This is a genomic window from Mucilaginibacter hurinus (assembly GCF_003324525.1).
GTDB classification, from domain to species: Bacteria; Bacteroidota; Bacteroidia; order Sphingobacteriales; family Sphingobacteriaceae; genus Mucilaginibacter; species Mucilaginibacter hurinus.
Genome location: NZ_QGDC01000001.1, coordinates 19,378 through 43,340 on the forward strand (window position 1 = coordinate 19,378; position 23,963 = coordinate 43,340).

Consider the following 23,963-nt stretch of genomic DNA (forward strand, 5'->3'; position numbering starts at 1 on the left):
TGGGCCGCTATGCAAATCAGCAAATCCATAAACCAGAGATTGGTTGGTTCCTCGCAATGACAATTTAGAATTGAAACATTGTCTCAAATCTTATATCTAACATCTCACATCTAAAAAAATGGCAGGCAATACCTTCGGGCAACTTTTCAGGATAACTACATTTGGCGAATCACATGGCGAGGCTATCGGCGTTATTGTTGATGGCTGCCCCGCGCAAGTGGACATTGATCTTGACTTTATACAGGCGGAGCTGGACAAACGTAAGCCGGGCCAATCAAAAATCACTACACAGCGCAAGGAAGCCGATACCGTAAAAATACTTTCGGGCACTTTTGAAGGCAAGACCACCGGTACACCAATCGCCATGATTATTCCTAACGAAGATCAGCGCAGTAAAGATTACGGCCATAACGTAGATGTGTTTCGCCCATCACACGCCGACTACACTTACTTTACAAAATATGGCATACGCGACCATCGCGGCGGCGGGCGGTCCTCTGCCCGCGAAACGGCTGCCCGTGTGGCGGCCGGCGCATTGGCAAAGCTGTTTTTGAAAACACAAGGCATTGAAATAGCCGCCCATGTGAGCAGTGTGGGTAAACTAAACGCGCCGGCCGTTACCATTGATGATGTGGAAAGCTTTATAGCCCGGCGGGAAAGCAATATTGTGCGCTGCGCCGACGCTGCCACCGCCGAAACCATGATAGAGTTTATTGATGAGGTACGTAAGGACGGTGACACAGTGGGCGGCAAAGTAAGCTGCTACGTAAAAAATTGCCCTGTTGGACTTGGTGAACCCGTTTTTGATAAACTGCATGCCGACCTGGGTAAGGCTATGCTGAGCATAAACGCGGTACACGGTTTTGAATTTGGTTCCGGCTTTGCAGGCAGCGAAATGCGGGGCTCGCAGCATAACGACATTTTTATAGCTCCCTCCGCTTCAAATACTGGCGTTAAAACTGCTACAAATTTTTCGGGCGGCATTCAGGGTGGTATCAGCAACGGTATGCCTATTGAGTTTAAGGTTGCCTTTAAGCCGGTTGCTACCATTATGCATAACCAGGAAACCATTAACAGCAAAGGCGAAGCCGCCGAAATATCCGGCAAAGGCCGACATGACCCTTGCGTGGTACCACGCGCCGTACCTATTGTTGAAGCCATGGCAGCATTAGTATTGGCCGATCATGTGCTTAGGAACAGGGCGGCGAAAGTTTAAAGTTTTATCACGATACATCACAAACCGGTGGCACAAGCGCCAACGGGGCTCGATAACCTCCCGGCATCGTTATGGATGCTGCATGAGAGCGTAACGAGCGGATAAATCATCTTTCTGAAAACATCATACAGGGATGCACGTTAAATTTTTATGATACGTGCTATAATACTTGATCTGGACAATACTATCTTCCCCGTTAAATCTATTGCCGACGAACTGTTTGCCGGTATTTACAACTTAATGGACAGGTACAGCGATGAAGTGGGCGGCACAAGCATCGCGCAGGCAAAAGAAGAAATGACCCGTCGCCCGTTTCAGAAGATTGCGGATGAATATGGATTTAATGAGGACCTGACACAAGAAGCCACAAGCCTGTTAAGAAACCTCACCTACAATAAACCCATACAACCGTTTGACGACTATAAGTACGTTAAAACACTCCAGGCCGACAAGTTTTTAGTTACCATGGGCTTTACAAAAATGCAAAGCAGCAAGGTAAAGATGCTGGGCATCGGCAGTGACTTTAAACAGGTGTATATTGCCGACCCTGAAACAACTGATAAAACCAAACGGCATTTTTTTGCGGACATACTCAGTAAATACAACTACGCCGAAAATGAAGTGCTAGTTGTAGGCGATGATCCTGAATCGGAAATAACGGAGGCAAGGGCCATTGGCATACAAACCGTATTGTATGACCCAGAACGCAAATACAAAACTACTGACGCCGACCATTTGATAGTGAATCACAGGGAATTGGCCGAGCTGATACTCCGGTAATCTGACCCGTTGTACTTGCCGGGCTCAAATTTCCATGTATTCAGTAATGAAATACAAGCTACAAGCGAACGGCAACGCAATTTACACTGCTGTTAATATTTTAACGGTTACCAGCAATTGCCCTAAATGGCGCATAGTATGCTCCGCCGCATGAAAATATAAGCCAATAACTGTTGACGGCACCCTGGCTCGGCCTACAAACCTCACCTCTGTCAATATCGCCTCATCTGTTTGCTTTACTTGTGTTATGGCGTTATCTACCCCTTTTTTAAAAGCACAAACCAGTTGCTCAATAACATAGGGTTGTTCCGGCGTTATGTTTTCTGCCGACAGATATTGTAACTGCGTTTCATTAAGCATCTCGCCGCGGGCGTAGGTAAACAGCCTGTCAAGTACGCCGGTGAGGTGCAACAGGTGAAAGGCCGGCGATGCGACGCCGGCGGGCTGCTGCTGAACCAACGCCCCGGGAAAATCCGCCATTATTTCGCTCACCTCTTCGCTTGCCTGCAATAACGCATGGGCAACAGGCTGCAAAAGCGGCGGCACTCCGTCCACAGGGCCGCGCTGCCATACTTCGGGTAACTTACTTATTGCCATATGCTAATGTAATACATATTTATTTCAGCAATTGTCAACATACTATCCTTTATTGTGTTACTAAAATAACTATGACGAAAAAAATTATCTTTCTAACTTATTTAAAAATAACATTGGTAGCTACCGCCACTGCACAAACGCTTACAGGCACGTATGGCGAAAAGTTCGCGGTGCGTATTGTAGCTGACAGGCTAAGCGATCCATGGGAAATTATTTATGGCCCTGATGGCAACTTATGGGTAACAGAAGCTAAGGGCTACCGGGTAAGTACCATTAACCCTATTACCGGCAAAAAAACCATATTGCTGGATATTAGCAGCCAACGTTTATTTCCACGGTATGATAAATTGCCAAAGGAGGTAAGCGGTGGTAAGCCCTGGCCGCAGGCCGGGCTAATGGGTATGGCGCTGCATCCGCAGCTATTAAGCGGCAAACCTTATATATACCTGGCCTACATTTATAAATTTGCGGGTGCCGACAGTGTTGGTAACGGTGGCAGGCCAAATAAAGGCGGGTATTTTTTTACTACTAAAATAGCGCGTTACACATACGATGCCCGCAACCGCAGTTTAACAAACCCTGTAAGCATTTGCGATACCATTCCCGGAAGTAACGACCATAATGGCGGCCGATTGCTAATTGCACCCGTAAACGGCACCAACTATCTCTTTTATAGCACCGGCGATATGGGTGCCGGGCAGTTTAATAATGCAGGCAGGCAAAACCGGGCTCAACAGCTTGATGCCTACGAAGGTAAAATACTGCGCTTTAACACCCTGCCAGATAATGACCCCGGTGTATACGACAGGTGGATACCGGCCGATAATCCCTTTAATACAACAACAACACAAAGCGCCGTATGGAGCACCGGTCACCGCAATCCACAAGGGTTGGCCTACGCTAAAATTGCAGGTATCGGCAGGTTATACTCATCTGAGCATGGCCCGTTTTCTGACGACGAAATCAATTTGATTGAGAAAGGTAAAAACTACGGTCATCCGTTAATAATTGGTTATGATGAGGGTAATTACGACGGGTTAGCCGCTGGTGTGGCAAGCGATAATTTTTTACCGGGCCTGTGGCATACCACCTACCCGTTTATCAGCAGCGAACATCGTAACGCAGCCGGTATAGGCAGCACTTACCGCAACCCTATGTTGAGTATTGCGCCAAACAGCCATGATTTTCTAATTAAACTTTTTAAAGACATCAAAGGCGGCAAGGAAGGTGCCGACTGGCCCTCAGAAGCGCCGTCAAGTATTGAGGTGTACACCTCTGACGCCATACCCGGATGGAAAAACTCATTATTGGTGACTACTTTAAAGGGCGGTAAAATTATACGTATGCAGATGGATACAGAGGGGCAGAAAATAAAAGGCGATACCATCAATTATTTTAAAAGTAAAAACAGGTACCGTGACATGGCCATCTCCGCCGACGGCGAAAAATTATACGTAGCTGTAGACAGCACCGGCACCACCTCTGGCCCGTCAAAAGAAAACCCGCAGCAAATAAGCTACAAGGGTTGTATTATAGAAATGCGATACCTGCCGCGACCAGCCGGGAAGCAAAAGAAAAAAGCATACATTATGCCGCCGGGCCGTGCACTAAAAACCAAACGGCAAGGGGCTGTACAATAGCTACACCTAAGCTGTAAGAGGTTGCCACAAACATTGGTATAGCTATTGCTATACGTGGTGCAACATATTTTCTGATCGATATTTAAAGTATATGAAAGATAAACTACCCAAATACCTGTGGCTGATGCTTACAGGTTTAGTATTAGTATTAATAATGCCGGCTTGTAAAAAAAGCCGCTCCGACATGGGCAAGCAGCTGGCCAAGGAAACCAAAAACAAAATTTTTAAACAGGTAACTCCTGAAGATTTTGCTCCCATATTTCAAAAGGTGCTCGAAGACAAAAAAGGCACATTGGCAAACCCTAAGGTTATAAGCGCTTTTTACGCACAAAATGGTTTTGACCCTGTACTGGTAATGAATCATTTAAAAGATGAGGAATTGAAAGTGCTTGTTGAATATTATAATAAAGCACCTGAGCACGGCATTAAACCACAAATTTTCCAGGCCCCCGCCATTAACGCGCTCGTTAATAAACTGTACGACAAAAAGGCGATAAAAACATTGGATGAAGCTTATCAAACCATTGCTGAGCTTGAACTCGCCGCGGCCAATTCGCTTATAAATTATTCAAACGCCATGCAATTTGGCTTAATCAGTCCAAGGCGTATATATGCACGTTACTATACTGAAACAAAGCGCCCCGACAGCGCCTTTATGAACAACGTTTTTGCTGTTGGCTCATTGCGCAACTACCTGGATAGCATACAACCGAAAGACCCCCAATATTTAGCGCTGCAAAAAGCGTTTAAAGAAGATGTTAAGGTAAAAGGTTTACCACCTGAAGAATCCGAGCGGTATTTTGCCGTAAACATGGAAAGGCTGCGCTGGAAAAACAAACCTACAGCCGACAAATACGTTTGGGTAAACATTCCGGATTTCACACTTGATGTGATGGAAAACGGACACTCTACGCTTAACATGAAGGTTTGCGTAGGCGAAGGCCGTAACATGGAAGGCGAAGTTAGTTTGACCGAATACGATGAAAGTGACAAGGTGGACCGCCCCTTTTCGCGCGAAACACCGCAGTTGAACAGCATGATACATTCGGTACAGGTAAACCCTGTATGGAATATCCCTAAAAGCATCGCTACCAAAGAGATTATGGTTGCCGCCGCGGCGGACCCTTACTATCTCGGCAACGAGAACATTGATGTATACTACAAAGGGCAGCTGGTAAACGATCCGGAAACTATAGACTGGAGCAGCGCATCAAAAGACGATTACGAATTTAAGCAGCGCCCCGGAGACGACAATGCCCTTGGCAAGATAAAGTTTCTATTTAAAAACCGCAGCAGTGTATATCTTCACGACACGCCGGCCAAGCTTGCCTTTAACAGAACGATGCGTGCTGTGAGCCATGGTTGTGTAAGGGTTGAACAACCGCAAAAGCTGGCTGAGGCATTATTTGGCAATGGTAAAAAATACCAAACCATAGTTGAAAAAATGAACGGCAATAATGATTCGCCTACAGACATAGGCTTGTCGCCCAAGGTACCGGTTTTTATCACGTACATGACGTGCTGGGTAAGTAAAGACGGACTGCAGTTCAGGCCGGATGTTTACGGGCTTGACGTAGTACTATATGCACATATGAAAAAACTGGTTACAGTATAATCATCACACTCGCAAACGTCCGGGTATGAACCTGGCAAAAAAAAGCCCCCGTATAAACACGGGGGCTTTTAAATTATTATGAGGTCGGTACTAATTATATAGTTGCCAATGCAGCCGGCGCCTCAGCTACCGGAGCCTGGGGGTTAAGAAACAAGGCCGCCGCATCTTCGTTAATGTACTTAGATGTATAACTATTGTCTTTACCGGCAATAAATAACATGGTTTTACCTTTTATTGTGTTAATTACCATATCTGATACTGCAGGTGAAACAGCCGGACAACCATGGCTGCGACCTAAACGGCCTAGCGTGTTAATAGTACCCTGGCTAACATAATCAGCAGCGTGTACCACAACGGCACGTGCCCGGGCATTACTGTTAAAACCGGCATCCATTCCGTCGAGCTTTAACGAACGGCCATGTTTACCATAATAAACATCGTCGGTAACGTAAAAACCTAAACTACTTTGGTGCGAGTGCTCGGTATTTGAAAAAGCGGTAGCCATATCATTACCACTACCCTGCCCGTGTGATACCCAGGTATGCAACAACATAGCCTTGGTTGCCAGGTCCACTATCCACATACGTTTTTCACGGCTTGGCTTATTAAAGTCAATTACAGTAATAACATTGCTGTTCTGCGGTAGCTTACCTGCAATTTTAAGGTTATAATAACCGGTAATAGCCTTCTGAAGTACAGCGATATCCAGACCGGTCTGCTGCAATTGGGCGGTGCTGTAAACGTCGGCAACATATTGTCCAAACATTTCTTTTGCACTTAAAGCCCTTGCCGGCGCTGTTTTATTGTTTTCGATGACAGGTTTGCTTTCATGTACTGGTCCCCAGCTTATAAAAGTTACTGAAGAAACCACCATTAAAGCGCAAATCATCCACCAAAAATATTTTCTCATATTCTGTTAAATTAGTTTTTAATAAAAATATAAAAGTGTTAACAGACTTAGGTTAGCGGTATAACTGTTGTGATTGTATAGTACAAATATACGCAAAAATTTTCTAATAATGTCATAAAATTTACATAATACGAAAACAAGGGTGGGTTAATTGCTGTTATATACCGTTGTTTAAACGCATGCAAAGCGCATATCTTATACCTGTTTCAAAAATATTTTTCGAGGGTAAGGCCGTAAGTGAGCAATAAGTTTTCGCTGTTTGTACGGTTTTGGCGATTGTAGCTTAAAGCGGTAGTCAGCGCCAGCCATGGGTTGATTTTAAAAGAAAGGCTTGAATTGGAACGAATAATATAATCGCTCCCATAATCGAACGAGTTTTGAACAAAACTGCTGCTCTCCAGCACAACCAATTCCTTGATATTAAACCTGAATGCCAGCCGGAAAGAATTTCGGAAAGTGTGGTAGATATCACGTGTGCCGGGAGTTAAAAACAAGTCGCTTTTATCATATAACACGCCGTTACTTAAGTTTAAATATGCATTTTTACTATCCAATATGCTGTAAGCCAAGCCAAAGCCGGTAAGCAACTGGTTATTTATTTTAAGCGAATAGCTGGTATTGTAGTTGGCCAGCCCCCAGTAATAAAATTTGGGGGTTTGGTATAAGTTAAAATCCAGCGCTGTTGAAAAATCATTATTGGTGAGGCTGCCGCGCTGGCGCCCATACACCCAGCTATTGGTGAAATTAAGCGATATGCTTTTCTTTTTGACATTAAACTTAAGCCCGTTATTTAGCAAGTACGCCGTGCCATCCTTGGTTTTGTTTATTGAACCTGAAGACAGGTAACTGGCATGGTAATGCGTACTATCATTAAACTGGGCTACTGCGCGGGTGATAAAGCCCGTAAAAAGTATAAATGTGTAAATGAGTTTATTCAAGCCACTTCACTGTTGGTATTTTTTACTAACCTGTAAAAACCGACAAAGTTTTTAATTATTAGATTTGCCCTGCTATCATGACAATAAAAACCCACATAATAAACCAGATAAATATTGCTGAAGTGGTAGCTGAATCCGTTTTAATACAAACACCGGACGATGCTTTGGATTTATTAGCCAACCTGTATTACCAGGGCTTTGACAGCATAATTATTAATCAGCTACATATTACTCCCCTGTTTTTCGAGCTTAGCAACGGCATGGCCGGGGAAATACTCCAAAAATTTTCTAATTACCGCGTTCGCCTGGTTGTAACGGGTGAGTTTGAAAACGTCACTAGTAAAAGTTTAAAAGATTTTGTTTATGAAAGCAATAAGGGCCGCCATATAAATTTCCTGGGCACCACCGCTGATGCTTTACAGGCACTCAGTAAATAAAAAAACCGGGCGTTAAACCCGGCTTTTAAACTATTTAACCCATTTTACTTTTTCTTCCACGGGTGTTACACGCTTGCCTTCGGGGCGCTGCTCTGTATAACCCAGGTATAGCAGGCCAAGCACCTGGTCTTCAGCTCCCAGTCCTAAAAACTCTTTCATAACCGGTTTCAGCGTAGCCCCGCCGGTGCTCCAAAACGAGCCAATGTTTAGCGCGGTGGCTGCCAGCAACAGGTTTTGCACCGCTGCAGATGCCGCCGCCAGCTCCTCAACAGCAGGGATATTGGGGTTGCTGCCACGTTTCATGTAAGCAATTATTACATGCGATGCGTTAGTACCAATAGCTGCCAGGTTGTTGTAAGTACCTTCTTTAAAGTTTTCGGCCGGTGTGCCCTGCTTATATAACTCAGCGTGCTGGGCACAAAAAGCTATCGGATCTTCGTATATTACAAAGCGCCAGGGTTCGGTTAAGCCGTGTGTAGGAGCCCAGTCTGCCAGCTCAAGCATAGCGGCTATATGGCCGTTTGGTATCTTTTGCCCGTTCATGGCAGGCGGCTTTATAGTACGGCGGTTTTTAATTATAGTTGATATAGTTGAAAATGCGTTGCTATCCATAATTATCTGCGTTTTAGTGGCGCAAATTAGCGAAAATTAGGCGAAGCTTTTCCTTTATTTTCCCAATGATCTTTCACAATACTGCCGTCCGCAGCTAGCACAAGCCTGCAGGCAAAGCGTTCGCCTTTGATATGGCCGCTATCATCCTTTTTGCCAATAAATAATAGTACGGGCCTGCCCTGCTCATCGGTTTTAAACGCAATATCATACCGCTTAAAAACCATTTCTTTCATCGTTGAAGGCTCATAAACTTTATTGAGCACTTTCATTAGTTCCTTGCCTATTTCCATTGTAAATAGATAATTACGCAGAACTAATTTTGTTTGTTTTAAAGAAAAAGAGGCGCCCGTTTCCCCCGGACGCCTCTTTAAAAGTAGACATATATTTAGGTTAGTACTTCAGCACAAGATATCCTGACTTGTGTTGCTGAACGCCTTTATCAGTGTAGCTAACGGTATAAAAATAAGTGCCTGCTTCCTGCCTTACGCCGGTAGTAGAGTAACCGTTAAACGCTACCGAGGCATTATTGTAACCTTTAGCCTCAAATATCTTTATACCACGGCTGTTGGTTATCAGCACGGTGTTTTGTGGATGCTTATCAATTCCATCAATGGTAAATACATCGTTAACGCCATCACCGTTTGGAGACACCGCAGTAATGGCAGTAACGTCGGCAGTGGCGCGGTTGGAGCTTAAAGCCACTACAGGATTGTAGCGCAGTATAGATATCTTATTGCCGTTAATACTGATCAGGTCATACCTGCCATCGCCATCCATGTCACAAACCTGGCTTATCCAGCCTTTTCCCGTAAGCCTGTTTACGGCATATGACGATGGTGCTATCCAGCCTGACGTATATTTATTGGTTATCAACTCAGCATACTTATCCATTGATCCTATCAGATCCACTTTTCCATCGCCATTAATATCAGCGGCATTATGCACCAGGCCTAATAATTGGAAGCGGTTAATTGCTTGTAATGACAGCGCCTTACCCTGGGTTGCGTTAATCATCACCATCAGCGCGTTATTACCGTACGCCCTGGCCAAAACATCAGGTTTTCCGTCTGCATTGATATCAGAAATCGTTAAACCCTCTATGTCCATATTCATCTTAAAATCAACGGGGACATCAAATGAATAACGGTCAATCACACCCTTGATAGCCTTGTTTCGGTATACTCTTACAGCATCTCCTACAACTGATTTCATAGTGGCATTGGTAGTTAACAGGTCGGGGTAACCGTCCATATCCACGTCGGCAACCTTTACATCAAACTTACCGCTGATTACGTGGGGCGCGGCAGCAAACGACGACGCATTAACTGTACCCGGTGTAGTTTTATTTTGGTATATGTAAACTTTGTCGGCAATATTAACAATAATCTCTTTACGGCCGTCCCGGTCTATATCTGCCGTAAGCAATGCATATATAACGCCTGCCGGAACTTGAATATTGATTGCTGGCGCAAATGACGAAGCCGTTATATTGCCACCGTTACTAATGTTACGGAGAATGGTGATTGTACACATTGAGCCTGTGAGGTATTTGGCGACATAAATAATATCCTGCCTGCCATCATTATCAATGTCATCAATAATAATTGCTACCTCAGTGAAGTTAAGCGGTGCAGAGTTTAGTGGTGTGATCGACGGAAAGTTGAATGTGCCGACCGAGGATTTGTTTTGCATTACTGCTATACCATTTGCACTCCATCCTGCCAGGTCGGGCCGGCCATCTCCATCAATATCCTTTAAAGTAGAACCTATGCCCCAGCTAAGGCCAGCATTCTTCGTATCCAAATCAACAGGGGGCTCAAAGTCTGCCTGCTCAATAGTTGACTTTGGCGAACTAAGTGTTTTTACAAAATACCGTGAAGAATTGCCGGTAAGCCCTGTAGTTTTATTTATTACCGAAACAGTTTCATACGTGGCTCCGGCGGGTACTCTTACTACCAGCTTATTTGGCGTTGCTTCAGTAACCTCTGCCTGTACGGCACCGAAATATACTATGTTATCAGCTGATCGTGCACCAAAGTTTTCGCCGTTAAGTGTTACAGATTCGCCTGTACGTGCAGTTAGCGGGTTAAAAGAGGCTATAACGGGTTTAGTTATCGTAACTGACTTAGCCCCGTTTAGCCATATCTTGTCGCCTGAAACGATATCCTGCCGGCCGTCATTATTCATGTCAGCGGCCAGGCCCTCAGTAAATTTTATATCGCTTGACAGCGGTAAAAAAGAGGCTGCAGTAATATTACCAGCCGACGAATTGTTCCTGAATATTTTTGAGCCTGCTGCGTACGGCGCCAGTATATCCGGTTTACCATCACCGTCGGCGTCCATTATAATAATACTTGACGCGCCTTGTCCCGGTATGTTTATCCCGGCTGCCAGCGAAGCAGAATTAATGCTTCCTTGTATACTTTTGTTGCGGTAAACACCAAACGCGTTCCCGGATATATAGTTAATGATAATATCAGGTTTGCCATCGCTGTCTATATCAGCGGTGTTTACTCCGTTGGGTACATCAGTAGTAGCAATTGCCACCGGACCGTCAAACGAAGATGCGCTTATGGTGCCGGGGACACTCCTGTTACGCGCTATAAACATTATAGGGGAGTTTTTAGACGCGGTAATAACATCAAGTTTACCATCTCCGTCTATATCTGCAAGCTTAACTGCTTTATGTTTATACCCGGTTACAAAAGCATACACGTTACCAAATATTGCCAGGCCACGTGTTGTTGCCATGTGTAAAAATACAATCCGGTCCTCATCTGCTACCACAATGTCGGGACGTCCGTCACCGTCAATATCGCCCACAGCTATTTCGTTAGGTTTTGACCACACCGTGCCGCCTAATTGACGTGTTGAAGGCAAACTGAAGTTTATATTACCTACGGTTGATGTATTCACCAGTACCATTACGGTATTGTCCTGATAACTCCCGGCAATGACATCAGGCTTTCCATCCCCGGTAATATCGGCCAGCACCATATTATTGCGCTGGCCGGTTGTAAAATTTGCCGGTGCAGCATATATAACGCTATCTGCCGTTGGAGTGGTTACGTTGCGGTACACCCTTAACGAGTTATCCATTGTAACCAGATCAGGCACGCCGTCGCCGTCAATATCAGCTACTTTACTCAAATCAGCATTAAATGCGAGCGGTGTAACCTTTGACTTAGGAATTATCGTGGCAGCCGGGTGCGTAATATTGAACTGCAACTTTGAAACGGTTGACAGATGATTACGTAAATTAACCACGCTAAAAGGCCCGTAAACTATTCCCGCAGGTATAACCACCTTTAGCTGTGTGTTTGTGGCGGCAATAATATTTAGCGGTGTGGTACCAAGGTAAGCCCTGTTATCTGCAATATGGCTGCTAAAACCATTGCCGTTAATAGTCACCTCGGTACCTACCGGCCCCCTTGCCGGGCTAAATGATGCAATTTCAGGCGCCGGCCCTCCGGTTATGTTTGTATATAAACGAAGGCGGGCTTCGGGATAACCCGGATAATTGCTGTTATACCACACTAACAAATCAGGGCGGCTATCGCCATTCATATCACCTAAAGCCGTTGCAGACGCTCCTTCTGTTTGCACGATTTCCACTGGTTCAAACGAACCTTGATCAAGCGTGCCTTTGGTGGCTGTATTACGGAATAACTGGAGTTGTGAGTTGGAGGTATTGAGCATCAACAAATCAGGTTTTCCGTCACCGTCAAAATCACCTGCCGACAGGTTATACTCGTAATAATAGGTTTCGGTTCCCTGCGGGCCGCCGCTCAAAGATACCTTCGGCGCAAATGAGATGTTTTGCGTGCCGGTTGCCGTTGTGTTACGCATAAAAATGAAGTTGCCCGCACCGGCCAAACCAATGATATCTAAATTTCCGTCGCCATCAATATCCTGTACTTGCATATTTCCCGGCAACACGCCATCTGTTTGCAATGTACTTTTAACAAAGGATGAGTTGTTTAAAGTGCCCGGCGTGGCTGTATTTTTAAAGACACTTATCCCCAAACCTTCCCCCAGCACTATGTCTGTTTTATTATCACCGTTAACATCAGCCAGGGCGATACTTGAGCTGGCCGCACTGCCTTTACTGTTAACAGCCTGTGCAAACGACAATGAATTGCCTGAACTTGTGTTGCGGTAATACAGTAATCCATAATGAGTGAATTCATAGCCGGTGATACTATAACTATAACGCGCAACCATATCGGGGCGACCGTCTCCATCCATATCTGCAATTTCTACCTCGCTGGGGCCATACCCCCAAACCACCTCGTTAGCAAAACTTGCCGTAGCCGTTAACGTGAATGATGATGTTGTGATGCTCCCGGGCGTACTGTTGTTTTTATAAACCGCTATTCCTGTCATTTCCGCGCAGATCATGTCCGGTTTACCATCCAGGTCCACATCGGCAATGTCATAGATACCATGCGGGAAAGCAACCGGCGCAGCAAAAGAAGAGTTGCCGCCACTGGATGTATTACGGTGTATGCCCGCACTGGTTATCATGTCGGTTTTACCATCGCCGTCTATATCCGCCAGTTTAACAGACCACGGCGGGTTGACCAGCAGATCCTGCGGCTCTTTAAACACCAGGCCTGTATAGTTTGCGTTACTAAATGTTAATTTAAATGGCTTCCGGTAGTATACCACCTGCTTTGTGTTGGTATTTATTACCTGCAGCGGGCCATAAGTAGCGGTGGCAGGTGCTGTTACTACTAGTTTGGTGGTTGTGGCCGACTGCACCGTGGCTCTGCCTAAGCCTAAATACACAACATTTTCGGCCTTGTTTGCACTAAAATTTGTACCGTTAATAGTAATAGCGGTACCGGTAGCACCGCTGGCCGGGCTAAATGAGTTGATAGTCGGCGCTTGTGCGCTCGCAGTGTTTAACTCTGTCGATAATAACACTGCCAGCAAAGCATAATAAATTCTCTTCATATGTGTAGGTTTAAAAGGTTACAGGTCACCCTTACTTGTAAATGCTAATATATTTATTATCAGCGATAATGCAACTACTCAATGAAATAATGAAAAAGCCTTATTTAATATATCGGCGGAAATTTAGCCGGGTTGCTTTCGCTCACCATAGCATATACGGTTTCGATAACATCATCAACCGACGGTTTGGTGAAGTAATCCCCGTCTGACCCATACGGCGGACGATGGTCTTTCGCGGTAAGGGTTTTGGGTTGGCTGTCAAGATAGTAATAGCCGTTTTGGCCCTCTACTATTTTTTGTAGAATATAAGCGGATGCGGCGCCGGGTAAGTCTTCGTCAACTACCAGCAGCTTATTTGTTTTTTGTAACGATGCTGCGCAGATGTTATCCGTATCAAACGGGAACAGCGTTTGCGGATCAATTACTTCAATATTTACACCTAGTTTTTCCAGTTCAGGAATAGCTTCCATTACCACACGCAGTGTTGATCCGTATGATACTACGGTGATGTCGGCACCCTCATGCATCACTTCGGCCTTGCCTAATGGTACTGTAAACTCACCTACATTGGCAGGCAGTTTTTCTTTAAGGCGGTAACCGTTTAGGCACTCAATCATCAAAGCCGGCTCATCGCCCCTTAGCAGGGTGTTATACATACCGGCAGCCTGTGTCATGTTACGTGGCACGCAAATATGTAAACCCCTTACAGAATTGAGCAGCATGCCGAGCGGTGAGCCAGAGTGCCAGATGCCCTCAAGCCTGTGCCCACGCGTACGCACTATTAACGGTGCTTTTTGTCCGCCGCTGGTGCGGTAGCTCAAGCTGGCCAAATCATCACTTAATACATTGATGGAGTACAGCAAATAATCCATATACTGTATCTCTGCAATAGGCCTTAAACCGCGTACAGCCAAGCCTACGCCCTGCCCTATTATGCTGGCTTCGCGTATGCCGGTGTCGGTAATGCGAATGTCACCGTACTTATTTTGCAGGCCGGCGAAGCCCTGGTTAACATCGCCTATTGCGCCAACATCCTCACCAAAGGCAACAATAGCCGGATCGCGTTCAAAATTGGCATCGAAACAGGCGTTAAGCACCTCGCGCCCGTCAAGTATTTTTGCATCGTCGTTATATTCGGCGGCCACAACCGGCACATTCAACGGCGACTGCAGCGTTTCTGTAAATAACTTGGAGTTAAAACGCTCTTTGTTCTTGCTGTTCTCTTCATTAAGCCAGTTCAGCAACGCCTGCCGCTCGGCAACAGGCTCATTGAGCGTAGCACGCAGGGCTTTGCGCATGGCTGTAGTTATATCTTTACGGCCCGGATCAATACATGCACGCAATTCGGTAGTAATAGCGGCAAGGTCGTCTTTTGCGGTAACATAAATGGCCAGTTGATCAATCAGTTTAGCCGCTTCATCAAGCTCTGCCCTGATTTCGTTACTTAATTCGTTCCACGCCTCGCGCTGGCACTCGCGGACGTATTTTTTGGCCGCAGCTTCCAACTCGTCAATTTCTTCGGTAGTAGCCACAGCCGATTCGATTATCCATTTACGCATCTGCGCCAGGCAATCATACTCCTCCTCCCAGGCCAGTCGTTCTTTTGATTTATAACGTTCGTGCGAGCCTGATGTTGAGTGGCCTTGCGGCTGTGTCATCTCTGTAACGTGTATCATTACCGGCACGTGCTGCTCGCGGCACTGCTTTATGGCAAATTCATATGTTTCGCACAGGGCAACATAATCCCATCCGCGCACTTTAAATATCTCGTAACCATTGCTGCCTTTTTCGCGCTGAAAGCCTTTTAATACCTCTGATATGTCCTCTTTGGTGGTTTGCAGTTTGGCCGGCACCGAAATGGCATAGGCATCATCCCAAACCGAAATAGCCATAGGCACCTGTAGCACCCCGGCCGCGTTAAATACCTCAAAAAATAATCCTTCGGAAGTTGAACCATTGCCAATAGTACCAAAGGCAACCTCGTCGCCATTTACCGAAAACTGATCAAACTGGTGCAAGTCGGGATTTTGCCTGTAAAGTTTTGATGCGTAAGCCAGCCCAAGCAGCCTGGGCATATGCCCGCCCGTGGTTGACATATCTGCCGAGCAGTTCATGGTTTCGGCCTGGTTTATCCAGCTGCCATCAGTATTAACAAAGCGTGTAGCATAATGGCAGTTCATTTGCCTGCCGCCTGACGCGGGATCTTTTTCAATATCAGGGTGAGCGTACAGCTGCGCGAAAAACTCCTTCAGGTTGCTCATCCCTGTAGCAAACATAAAAGTTTGATCGCGGTAATAGCCCGCCCGCCAGTCGCCTTTACGGAAAGCCTTTGCCATGGCCAGTTGTGCTACTTCCTTACCATCACCAAATATGCCAAATTTAGCCTTGCCGGTAAGCACTTCGCGCCTGCCCAACAAACTTGCCTGCCTGCTTTCATACCCTATGCGGTAATCGTTTATAACAATCTTTTTAAAATCGTCAAAACTAAGCTCAACAGCCCCGGTGTTTCCGGCATTACGAAGGTCACTTTGTGGCATATTTAATTCTGTTAAGGCGGTAAAATTAAAAAATTCTATTTTGTAATCGGTATTATTTACATTCAAACAACCAACAATAAATTTTTGATTTATAATTATTCAGTATATTTGCCATACCAATTCAATACAAGAATATGAAAAAAATAATGATAATATGCGCTGTGCTTTTAGGGTTTGTTTTTACCGCTGCAGCACAGGATACAAAGCCCGAATTTAAGTTTGTTGAAGAGAAACACAATTTTGGCAAAATACCGCAAGGGACGCCGGTAACCACCGCTTTTGAGTTTACCAACATTGGCGAAGAGCCGCTGATTTTGGCTGATGTAAAACCTACATGTGGCTGTACCATTGCAGATTACACCAAAACGCCCGTTAAAAAAGGCGAAAAGGGTACCATTAAAATAACGTACAATGCGGCATCAGTTTCGCCTTTCAGCAAAACTATTGTAGTTACATCAAACGCTAAAACACCGCAAAAAAATTTAGTGATTATAGGGGAAGTTGTAGCAGCCAAAGCGGCGAGCCGCTAAGGTATACACTCCTGTAATGCTTTGTCCCGGCATTAATAGGGATAACCAAAGGGGACACGATAAACGTGTCCCTTTGCTGTATAAAAATAAATTGACCAAAAATGGTAACGCAATTGTTACCGCCTGAATGTTTTTAATAATTTTGTAAATGCCACAAATTTCGGAAAAGGGGCAGCATTTGCCCGCTTCCCCAATACGTAAACTAACACCGTTTGCTGATAAAGCCAAGCAAGACGGGAAAAAAGTATATCACCTGAACATTGGACAGCCTGACATTGCTACGCCTGAAGGCATGCTTAATGCCGTAAAAAATATCGATTTTAACATATGGGCCTATACAGCCTCTGAAGGAACACTTGCCTACCGGAAAAAGTTAACTGAATATTATAACAAGCACGGTTATAACATTACGCCTGATGATATTTTAGTTACAACCGGTGGTTCAGAAGCCATTGTAATTGCTATGATGACCTGCCTGGACGCGGGTGACGAGGTAATTATACCCGAACCATTTTACGCCAATTATAATGCTTTTGCCGGCCAGGGCGATATTGTGGTGAAGCCAATATTATCTGTTATTGAAAACGACTTTGCTTTGCCTAAGGCCAGCGAGTTTGAAAAGGTTATTACCCCTAAAAGCCGCGCCATATTTATATGCAGCCCCAACAACCCTACCGGGCATTTATATACCCGCGAAGAACTGGAAGAACTAAAGGCGCTTTGTATAAAGCATGACCTGTTTTTGCTGTGCGACGAAGCCTACCGCGAGTTTTGTTACGATGGCCGCCAGTTTACCTCGCCCATGCACCTGGACGGACTTGACGAGCACGTTATAATGATTGACACGGTGAGCAAGCGCTACAGCGCCTGCGGCGCGCGTTTGGGCTGTCTTATCACGAAGAACAAACAGGTATGGCAGGCCGCGCTAAAATTTGCGCAGGCCCGCTTAAGCCCCGGCATGGTTGAGCAGATTGCCGGCGAAGCGGCCATTGATACCCCCGACAGTTACTTTGAAGCGGTAAGCAAGGAATATACCGCCCGCCGCGATACGCTGGTGAGCGCCCTTAATAAAATTGACGGTGTGTACTGCCCTACCCCAGGCGGCGCATTTTACGTGGTAACCAAACTGCCTATTGATAATGCCGACAGGTTTTGCCAATGGCTGCTGGAAGATTTTACTTACCAAAACCAAACGCTGATGCTGGCACCGGCAACGGGTTTTTACAGCACCCCCGGCGCGGGCCTAAACGAGGTTCGGCTGGCCTATGTAATAAACCAGGACGACCTTAAAAAAGCCATGGTTTGTTTAGATGAGGCATTAAAAGTTTACCCCGGCAGGGTGGTTAATGCGGCGCGCGTAGCGGCTCATGTTGAATAACGGTGGCTGCACCTAAGACTTAAACGTATTAATACTGCCAATTTTACAGCCATGCTAATCGGCACGTAAATTGTTTATATTTGTACACTACAACTGCAAACTGCCCACCGGGCAAAGCACTTCAAAATATTGGGGTCGACCGGAATTGACAGGATGGAGATAAGTAGGTAAGCATGCAGCGCGTTGTGTGAATTAGCGCTTTAATCTGAACGCTCAAACTTACAAATGGCGAAAATAACTACGCCTTAGCTGCCTAATTTAGAATTAGCATAGCTTTTGTCCCGCCGGTTCTCCGTTTCATTGGATCGGCAACCGGGGCATCGAAAAATGAAACTGGCCGGCTTAGGGTGTGATAAGCAGGCGAGATAAAGCACCTACGGAAGACGGTACAGGCAAGCAACTGGCCTTCCCCTTCCCGACAATTTAACAGAAGCTAAGCATGTAGAAAGCTTACCTTATACCATGTTTGGACGAGGGTTCGAATCCCTCCGGCTCCACGGATTAAAGTATTAAAAGCAAAAAGCCTGAAAATCATTAGATTTTCAGGCTTTTTTGGTCACCCATTTTCGTTTACTGTGAATATCTAAAATCAGTACCCGTTAGTTTGCGTTAAATTTCCTTGTGAGGCATCAATCTCGCTTTGCGGTACGGGGAAAACAGGGTAATCAGCCTTGCCTAGCTGTGATATCCATTGGGTATAAAACTTGCCTTTAAGGTCGCCCTTTGATTCAAAGCCTTTGGTCACGCCCCATTCCTTGTAGTATTCTGCTAGCAGGCTGGTTCTGTTTTGGCGTATCAGGTCCCATAAACGTATTTCTTCCATGGCCAGTTCTACGCGGCGTTCATGATATATATCCTGAAGCAATTTTTCTTTGCTGGTAAATATGCGCATTGGCAATGCTACCGGTTCAACGGTATGTTGCTGCACGGCACGCTGCGGATCCACCTTTGGTGTTTGGTTTGCACGGGTTCGTACCAGGTTAACGTAATTCACGGCTTTGGTATAATCCGCTGATGATGATTGTGTAAGCGCTTCGGCATACAACAGGTACATATCGGCCAAACGGAAAATAATTTCGTTTTTACCTGAACAGAACACATCCGATGTGCGCTCAGATTCAATCGTATATATTTTACGATTGCTGTAACCATACGGATTAAACTGGTCATTTTTTTGAGGTACGCCAGCTTTAAACTCATCCTGCGGCCAGTTGATGGTGTAAATAATCCGCGGATCGCCGGGTTCAAACTCATCAGCCAGATCCTGCGTTGGTTGATTAAAACCAAAACCCCAATCCCCGCGGCTCATTTGGAATACAACGCGCGGACTGCCCTCGCAGTCGTCTCCCCATCCGGATGCCTGGTTGATAAAGTTAATCTCAAAGATATTTTCTGTACTGAACTCGCCTTCTGAACGGAAAATCCTTCCGTAGTCGTTTAATAATGAGTATTCGCCGGCATCTTCAATAAGCGCCTTAAGCACGGGTACGGCTTCGTTGTATTTTCGCTGAAACATTAATGCTTTGGCCAGTAAAGCTTGCCCGGCACCTTTAGTGGCACGGCCCAACTGTTTATCGGCAGATAACTGGGCTTTTGAAGGCAGGTTGGGAATGGCTTCAGCCAAATCTGTCTCCACCAGCTTCCATATATCGGCAACAGGCTTACGCGCCAGTTTTTTCGGATCAATGTCAGCAAAGTCAATAACGGCGTTGGTGAGCAGCGGCGCATCGCCAAAGGCCATGGCAATGTACCAATAGTTAAACGCCCGTAAAAACAATGCCTCTGCACGATATCTCTTTTTAAGTTTCTGGCCAGCATCATCAGTTGGAAAAGGAACACCATCTATTTTTGAAAGAATGATATTGGCCTTAGCAATACCGTTGTAAGAGCCTACCCAAAGATCTCGCACTGTACCGTTGGTTGCTTGTGGACGATTTTCAAGTATCTGTTCAAATTCCGGCGCGTCGCCAACACTTTCTCCGCCTTTCAACGCGTCGTCGCTGCCTATATCGCCAAATACCCAACGCGCATTAGTAAGCCCATCGTTTTGCAGGGCGCTGTAGTTGTCCATTAACGCGCTGTAAATATGTTCGGGAGTTTTGTAAAAGTTTTTTACCTCACGTTTAGCTGATATTTCCTGATCTAAAAAGCTCTTTGAACATCCCGCAGTTAATAGAAAGCCGGCCAGGATGAAATATATTGATTTCTTCATTGTAATAATTTTAAGGATTAAAACTTCATGTTAACACCAAACTGGAAGGTTCTGGATTGCGGGAACGTAAAGTAGTCCATTCCGATAAGCCTTTGACGCTGTCCAATATCGCCCACCCCGTAAGCGCCCACTTCCGGATCAAGCCCTGTGTATTTGGTAAACGTAAACAGGTTTTGCGCAGATATATATAAACGCATTTGTGAAATTTTAAGGGCCGACAAAGCTTTAGTACCTAAACTGTAACCCAACTGCACATTTTTAACACGCATATATGAGCCGTCTTCAACATACCAGTCGGATGACCGGTAGTTATTGTTCGGATCGTTAATTGACATAACAGGATTAGTATTGGAACCATTTTCAGGTGTCCAGGCGTTATATGCCGCACCCGCCGCAATGTTATCAAAACCCAACGGACGATTTATCTGATATTTATTGTGATTAAACAATTTGTTGCCGTATGAACCTTGCAGGAAAATGACCATGTCAAAACGCTCATACTTGAGGTTAACGTTAAATCCGTAAGTAAATTTAGGGTGCGGGTTACCAATGGAAGTTTTGTCATTGTCATTGATAACGCCATTGCCGTCAACGTCTACAAACCGGATATCCCCCGGGCGTGCATTAGGTTGCAGCAGTTGCCCGGTGCCGTTTACGTAATTGCTCACTTCCTGAGTGCTTTGAAATATTCCATCAGTTTTCCAACCAAAGAATTCCCCGATAGGATGCCCAACAGCAGTGCGTGAAGCACCTGTAACCCTTGAACCAGGCATACTTTCTACATACGGCTGGCCATCGCCCAAACCGGTAACTGTATTGCGGTAAGTTGAAAGGTTGCCGCCAAGCGTGTATTTAAATTTACCGGCATTACCGTTATAGTTAGCGGTAAACTCAAAGCCCTTGTTACTTACGGTACCGGCATTTACCCAAGGCGACGATGCACCAAAAGTTGCAGCCACCGGGTATAATATCAACATGTCCCTGGTTTTGCGGTTGAAGTACTCCGCTTCGATGGTTAACGCGTCGTTAAAAAACCCCAGCTCAACGCCAATATTTGACTGCTCGGAAGTTTCCCATTGTAACGATTGATTTCCGGTATTTGAAATTGCATACCCCTGAACGATATCGCCATTATTTAACACAAAACGCCTAAAAATAGTGCCCTCAACAAATGAGGTATAGCTCCCGGCGCCGATGTTTTGGTTACCTAACTGCCCCCAGCCACCACGCAGCTTAAAGTTGGTGAACCAAGGCATGTTCAGGCCCTGCCAAAAATTTTCGCGACTGATAACCCAACCGGCAGAAACTGAAGGGAATGTGCCCCATCTACGCCCGGGGTAAAAATTTGCAGACCCATCGCGGCGGATACTTGCGGCAAACAGGTACTTGTCAGCATAGTTATAGTTGATACGACCAAAATATGAAGCGATTGACCATTCTGTCGCGCTTCCGTTAACCCGGTCATCGCTGGTACCTGCATCAAGGTACTGGAAATAAGGATCGTTACCGGGCTGGTTATATTTACTGCCATTAATTCCATGTGTTTCGGTATACTCGGCTTGGGTACCGGCTAATATCGAAAACCTGTGCTTACCTATCTCTTTGCTGTAATCAAGCGTGTTTGACCACACCCAGCCGTTACGGCTAAGCGCGCCGTTGGTTACGGATGATACCGTGTTTTGGTCACTAGGATCAAAATAGTAAGTAGGGCTGAATGATTTATTTTCGTTACGCGAGATATCTACACCAAAATTGGTGTTAAATACCAAACCCTCTAATATGTCTGCCCTACCAAAAACATTGCCCATAAGTCGTAAAGTGCGGTTATCGCCTATTTGGCGTGCTAAGAGCGCTTTAGGACTGCTGCCAAAGGTTATATTGGAGTTACCCCACTTGCTGTATGGGTCTGACTGGTCACGTGCCGGATCAATTACCGGAACCAGCGGATCATACAATTGAATGGATTGTAGAATAGAAGCATAAGTATTTTCGGTTATTTGGTTCGTTATACTCAGGTTCTCTCCTATTTTTATACGCTTGTTTAAGTTATAGTCGGAATTTAGGCGCACCGAAATACGGTTGTAGCCAGATGGTTTGATTATGCCCTCCTGGTCAAAATAAGCGGCGCTCAAATTGTATCTGGAGTTATCAGTACCGCCGCTTACGCCCACATTATAGCTCTGTACCATGGCGTTTTTCACTGTTTCATTCCACCAGTTGGTTTTATAACCCTGGTCGTATTCGGCTTTAGCCGTCAGGTAGCCTGCACCGTTTTCGCCATGTATAGTTTTCATCATGTACAAATACTCGTCGGCATCGGCAGGTTTATAGTTTTTCCACGGGCCGGAAGTACCTACATAACCTTCAAAAGTTACTTTAGGCGCGCCTTTGCTTCCTTTTTTAGTGGTAATTAAAATTACACCGTTAGCCGCCCTCGAACCATAAATGGCAGCCGCCGATGCGTCTTTCAATACCTGCAATGATTCGATATCAGACGGATTTAGGTAGTTCATATTCTCTACCGGCACGCCATCAACAACATACAGCGGATCATTATTATTAACCGTACCGATACCGCGTATACGTACAGAAACCGGCGAGCCGGGTATGCCCGAAGCCGACGTTACGGTAACACCTGCCGCCCTGCCCTGTAAGGCCTGCTCAATACCAGTTACCGGTAAATCCTTTAGCGCTTTGGCGTCAACTGTTGAAATAGATGAGGTAAGATCGGCCTTACGGAGTGTACCGTAACCGATAACTACTACCTCGTTCAAATTATTGCTGGCACTTACAGCCAATTTGATGCTAAAAGTACGTTGGCTGCCCACTGCTACCTTTTGCTCTGTATAACCCACAAAGCTGAAGCTAAGCGAATCGGTATCTTCAACACCGTCAAGTGTAAATTTGCCGGAGGCGTCAGTGACGGTGCCTTTGGTTGTATTTACCACCCTAACGGTCACGCCGGGCAAACCTACATTAGTTTCGTCAACCACAGTACCCAACACCGTAGCCGAAGCTGCAATTATAGCCCCTGTTGTATTGTTATTTTCTGAGATGCCAGGTGTTGTTGAATTTCCGGTAAGGATTATCCTATCGCTCACTACTTCGTACTTGATATTAAATGGCTTAAACATTGCATCCAGTATAGCCGAGAGTTTTTTCTTACTGGCATCAACCGACACGTGGTTGTCTGCTGCTATGATCTCTCTGCTGTATGAGAAGTTCACCCCGGCCTGCTTTTCAAGTTTTTTTAATGCTTTTTCGAGTGTCTCGTCGTGAACGGCAACCGAAACGACCTTATCAAGCAATGATTGCGCCCGGGTGTCTTCGGCATATGACAATCCGGTGAGCAATAAAGCTATAATTAATTGGCCTATAGTTAATTTCATAATTCTATACCATGTGTTTGGAATACATAGAAATAATTTCATAGATTTAAATCGTTAAGTTTTTTGAAGAAAAAATGAGACAAAACAAAGCCATCAGAAAATGCGGACCAGCAATTCAGGCTTTGAGAAAAGCAGGAGTACGCTAATACGTCCTGCTTTTCATTTTATCGGAAGGGCTTAGGTTTAGTTTATCTTTTCATGCTACGCTTCATT

At 45.3% G+C, this 23,963-nt stretch carries 16 protein-coding genes and 1 other RNA gene; 8 read left to right on the forward strand and 9 right to left on the reverse strand.

What is annotated here, in order from left to right; genetic code table 11:
* Positions 1-118 precede the first annotated feature (118 nt).
* Positions 119-1,216: a chorismate synthase gene (gene aroC / locus DJ568_RS00100; protein WP_114003201.1), complete on the forward strand. Its 1,098-nt coding sequence runs from the start codon at positions 119-121 to the stop codon at positions 1,214-1,216.
* A 150-nt stretch (positions 1,217-1,366) separates the two neighbouring features.
* Complete coding sequence (locus tag DJ568_RS00105; protein ID WP_114003202.1) at positions 1,367-1,996, forward strand: HAD family hydrolase; 630 nt, start codon at positions 1,367-1,369, stop codon at positions 1,994-1,996.
* Between the two features lie 81 nt (positions 1,997-2,077).
* Here DJ568_RS00105 and DJ568_RS00110 read toward each other — a convergent pair whose 3' ends face one another.
* Complete coding sequence (locus DJ568_RS00110; RefSeq protein WP_114003203.1) at positions 2,078-2,593, reverse strand: DinB family protein; 516 nt, start codon at positions 2,591-2,593, stop codon at positions 2,078-2,080.
* Between the two features lie 71 nt (positions 2,594-2,664).
* On the opposite strand from DJ568_RS00110, the gene DJ568_RS00115 reads away from it, so the two are divergent.
* A complete protein-coding gene (locus DJ568_RS00115) occupies positions 2,665-4,233 on the forward strand; it encodes a PQQ-dependent sugar dehydrogenase (protein ID WP_114003204.1) in 1,569 nt (522 codons plus the stop codon).
* A gap of 91 nt (positions 4,234-4,324) precedes the next feature.
* Positions 4,325-5,848, forward strand: coding sequence for a L,D-transpeptidase scaffold domain-containing protein (locus DJ568_RS00120; RefSeq protein ID WP_114003205.1), 1,524 nt, complete (start codon positions 4,325-4,327; stop codon positions 5,846-5,848).
* Between the two features lie 94 nt (positions 5,849-5,942).
* Here DJ568_RS00120 and DJ568_RS00125 read toward each other — a convergent pair whose 3' ends face one another.
* Positions 5,943-6,758, reverse strand: a complete 816-nt coding sequence (locus tag DJ568_RS00125) for a murein L,D-transpeptidase catalytic domain family protein (protein WP_114003206.1) — start codon at positions 6,756-6,758, stop codon at positions 5,943-5,945.
* Positions 6,759-6,964: 206 nt separating this feature from the next.
* On the reverse strand, positions 6,965-7,696 hold the full coding sequence (locus DJ568_RS00130) for a DUF481 domain-containing protein (protein ID WP_114003207.1): 732 nt from the start codon (positions 7,694-7,696) through the stop codon (positions 6,965-6,967).
* Between the two features lie 77 nt (positions 7,697-7,773).
* Between DJ568_RS00130 and DJ568_RS00135 the strand changes: the two genes are divergently transcribed.
* Entirely contained in the window at positions 7,774-8,133 is a 360-nt protein-coding gene (locus DJ568_RS00135) for a DUF4180 domain-containing protein (protein WP_199560810.1), read from the forward strand.
* Between the two features lie 30 nt (positions 8,134-8,163).
* Here the strand turns inward: DJ568_RS00135 and DJ568_RS00140 are convergent, their stop codons facing one another.
* The 4 genes from DJ568_RS00140 to DJ568_RS00155 all read right to left on the reverse strand — a co-directional run bounded on the left by DJ568_RS00140 (position 8,164) and on the right by DJ568_RS00155 (position 16,241).
* A complete protein-coding gene (locus DJ568_RS00140; protein ID WP_114003209.1) occupies positions 8,164-8,745 on the reverse strand; it encodes a nitroreductase family protein in 582 nt (193 codons plus the stop codon).
* A 26-nt stretch (positions 8,746-8,771) separates the two neighbouring features.
* Positions 8,772-9,035, reverse strand: a complete 264-nt coding sequence (locus DJ568_RS00145; protein ID WP_114003210.1) for a hypothetical protein — start codon at positions 9,033-9,035, stop codon at positions 8,772-8,774.
* 100 nt (positions 9,036-9,135) lie between these two features.
* Positions 9,136-13,704 carry an FG-GAP-like repeat-containing protein gene (locus DJ568_RS00150; protein WP_114003211.1) on the reverse strand — a complete coding sequence of 1,523 codons (4,569 nt, stop codon included), beginning with the start codon at positions 13,702-13,704 and terminating at the stop codon, positions 9,136-9,138.
* 104 nt (positions 13,705-13,808) lie between these two features.
* The gene (locus tag DJ568_RS00155; protein WP_114003779.1) at positions 13,809-16,241 is read right to left on the reverse strand and encodes an alpha-ketoacid dehydrogenase subunit alpha/beta; all 2,433 of its coding nucleotides are present in this window, start codon (positions 16,239-16,241) and stop codon (positions 13,809-13,811) included.
* Between the two features lie 134 nt (positions 16,242-16,375).
* Here DJ568_RS00155 and DJ568_RS00160 point away from each other — a divergent pair, with 134 nt between their 5' ends.
* From DJ568_RS00160 to ssrA, 3 genes are all read left to right on the forward strand, one after another.
* A complete protein-coding gene (locus tag DJ568_RS00160) occupies positions 16,376-16,771 on the forward strand; it encodes a DUF1573 domain-containing protein (protein ID WP_114003212.1) in 396 nt (131 codons plus the stop codon).
* Positions 16,772-16,919: 148 nt separating this feature from the next.
* The gene (locus tag DJ568_RS00165) at positions 16,920-18,149 is read left to right on the forward strand and encodes a pyridoxal phosphate-dependent aminotransferase (protein ID WP_114003213.1); all 1,230 of its coding nucleotides are present in this window, start codon (positions 16,920-16,922) and stop codon (positions 18,147-18,149) included.
* A 131-nt stretch (positions 18,150-18,280) separates the two neighbouring features.
* Positions 18,281-18,649, forward strand: a transfer-messenger RNA (tmRNA) gene (gene ssrA / locus DJ568_RS00170).
* A gap of 89 nt (positions 18,650-18,738) precedes the next feature.
* On the opposite strand, the gene DJ568_RS00175 is transcribed toward ssrA, so the two are convergent.
* Both DJ568_RS00175 and DJ568_RS00180 read right to left on the reverse strand, forming a co-directional pair.
* Positions 18,739-20,361 carry a RagB/SusD family nutrient uptake outer membrane protein gene (locus tag DJ568_RS00175; protein WP_114003214.1) on the reverse strand — a complete coding sequence of 541 codons (1,623 nt, stop codon included), beginning with the start codon at positions 20,359-20,361 and terminating at the stop codon, positions 18,739-18,741.
* A 17-nt stretch (positions 20,362-20,378) separates the two neighbouring features.
* On the reverse strand, positions 20,379-23,750 hold the full coding sequence (locus DJ568_RS00180; RefSeq protein ID WP_158534839.1) for a SusC/RagA family TonB-linked outer membrane protein: 3,372 nt from the start codon (positions 23,748-23,750) through the stop codon (positions 20,379-20,381).
* Positions 23,751-23,963: the final 213 nt, after the last annotated feature.

What these genes read in the sequence shown, in the direction of transcription:
- aroC (WP_114003201.1), top strand. Translation starts at nt 119, where the DNA reads ATGGCAGGCAATACCTTCGGGCAACTTTTCAGGATAACTACATTTGGC.
- DJ568_RS00105 (WP_114003202.1), top strand. Translation starts at nt 1,367, where the DNA reads ATGATACGTGCTATAATACTTGATCTGGACAATACTATCTTCCCCGTT.
- DJ568_RS00110 (WP_114003203.1), bottom strand. Translation starts at nt 2,593, where the DNA reads ATGGCAATAAGTAAGTTACCCGAAGTATGGCAGCGCGGCCCTGTGGAC.
- DJ568_RS00115 (WP_114003204.1), top strand. Translation starts at nt 2,665, where the DNA reads ATGACGAAAAAAATTATCTTTCTAACTTATTTAAAAATAACATTGGTA.
- DJ568_RS00120 (WP_114003205.1), top strand. Translation starts at nt 4,325, where the DNA reads ATGAAAGATAAACTACCCAAATACCTGTGGCTGATGCTTACAGGTTTA.
- DJ568_RS00125 (WP_114003206.1), bottom strand. Translation starts at nt 6,758, where the DNA reads ATGAGAAAATATTTTTGGTGGATGATTTGCGCTTTAATGGTGGTTTCT.
- DJ568_RS00135 (WP_199560810.1), top strand. Translation starts at nt 7,774, where the DNA reads ATGACAATAAAAACCCACATAATAAACCAGATAAATATTGCTGAAGTG.
- DJ568_RS00140 (WP_114003209.1), bottom strand. Translation starts at nt 8,745, where the DNA reads ATGGATAGCAACGCATTTTCAACTATATCAACTATAATTAAAAACCGC.
- DJ568_RS00145 (WP_114003210.1), bottom strand. Translation starts at nt 9,035, where the DNA reads ATGGAAATAGGCAAGGAACTAATGAAAGTGCTCAATAAAGTTTATGAG.
- DJ568_RS00150 (WP_114003211.1), bottom strand. Translation starts at nt 13,704, where the DNA reads ATGAAGAGAATTTATTATGCTTTGCTGGCAGTGTTATTATCGACAGAG.
- DJ568_RS00155 (WP_114003779.1), bottom strand. Translation starts at nt 16,241, where the DNA reads ATGCCACAAAGTGACCTTCGTAATGCCGGAAACACCGGGGCTGTTGAG.
- DJ568_RS00160 (WP_114003212.1), top strand. Translation starts at nt 16,376, where the DNA reads ATGAAAAAAATAATGATAATATGCGCTGTGCTTTTAGGGTTTGTTTTT.
- DJ568_RS00165 (WP_114003213.1), top strand. Translation starts at nt 16,920, where the DNA reads ATGCCACAAATTTCGGAAAAGGGGCAGCATTTGCCCGCTTCCCCAATA.
- DJ568_RS00175 (WP_114003214.1), bottom strand. Translation starts at nt 20,361, where the DNA reads ATGAAGAAATCAATATATTTCATCCTGGCCGGCTTTCTATTAACTGCG.
- DJ568_RS00180 (WP_158534839.1), bottom strand. Translation starts at nt 23,750, where the DNA reads ATGAAATTAACTATAGGCCAATTAATTATAGCTTTATTGCTCACCGGA.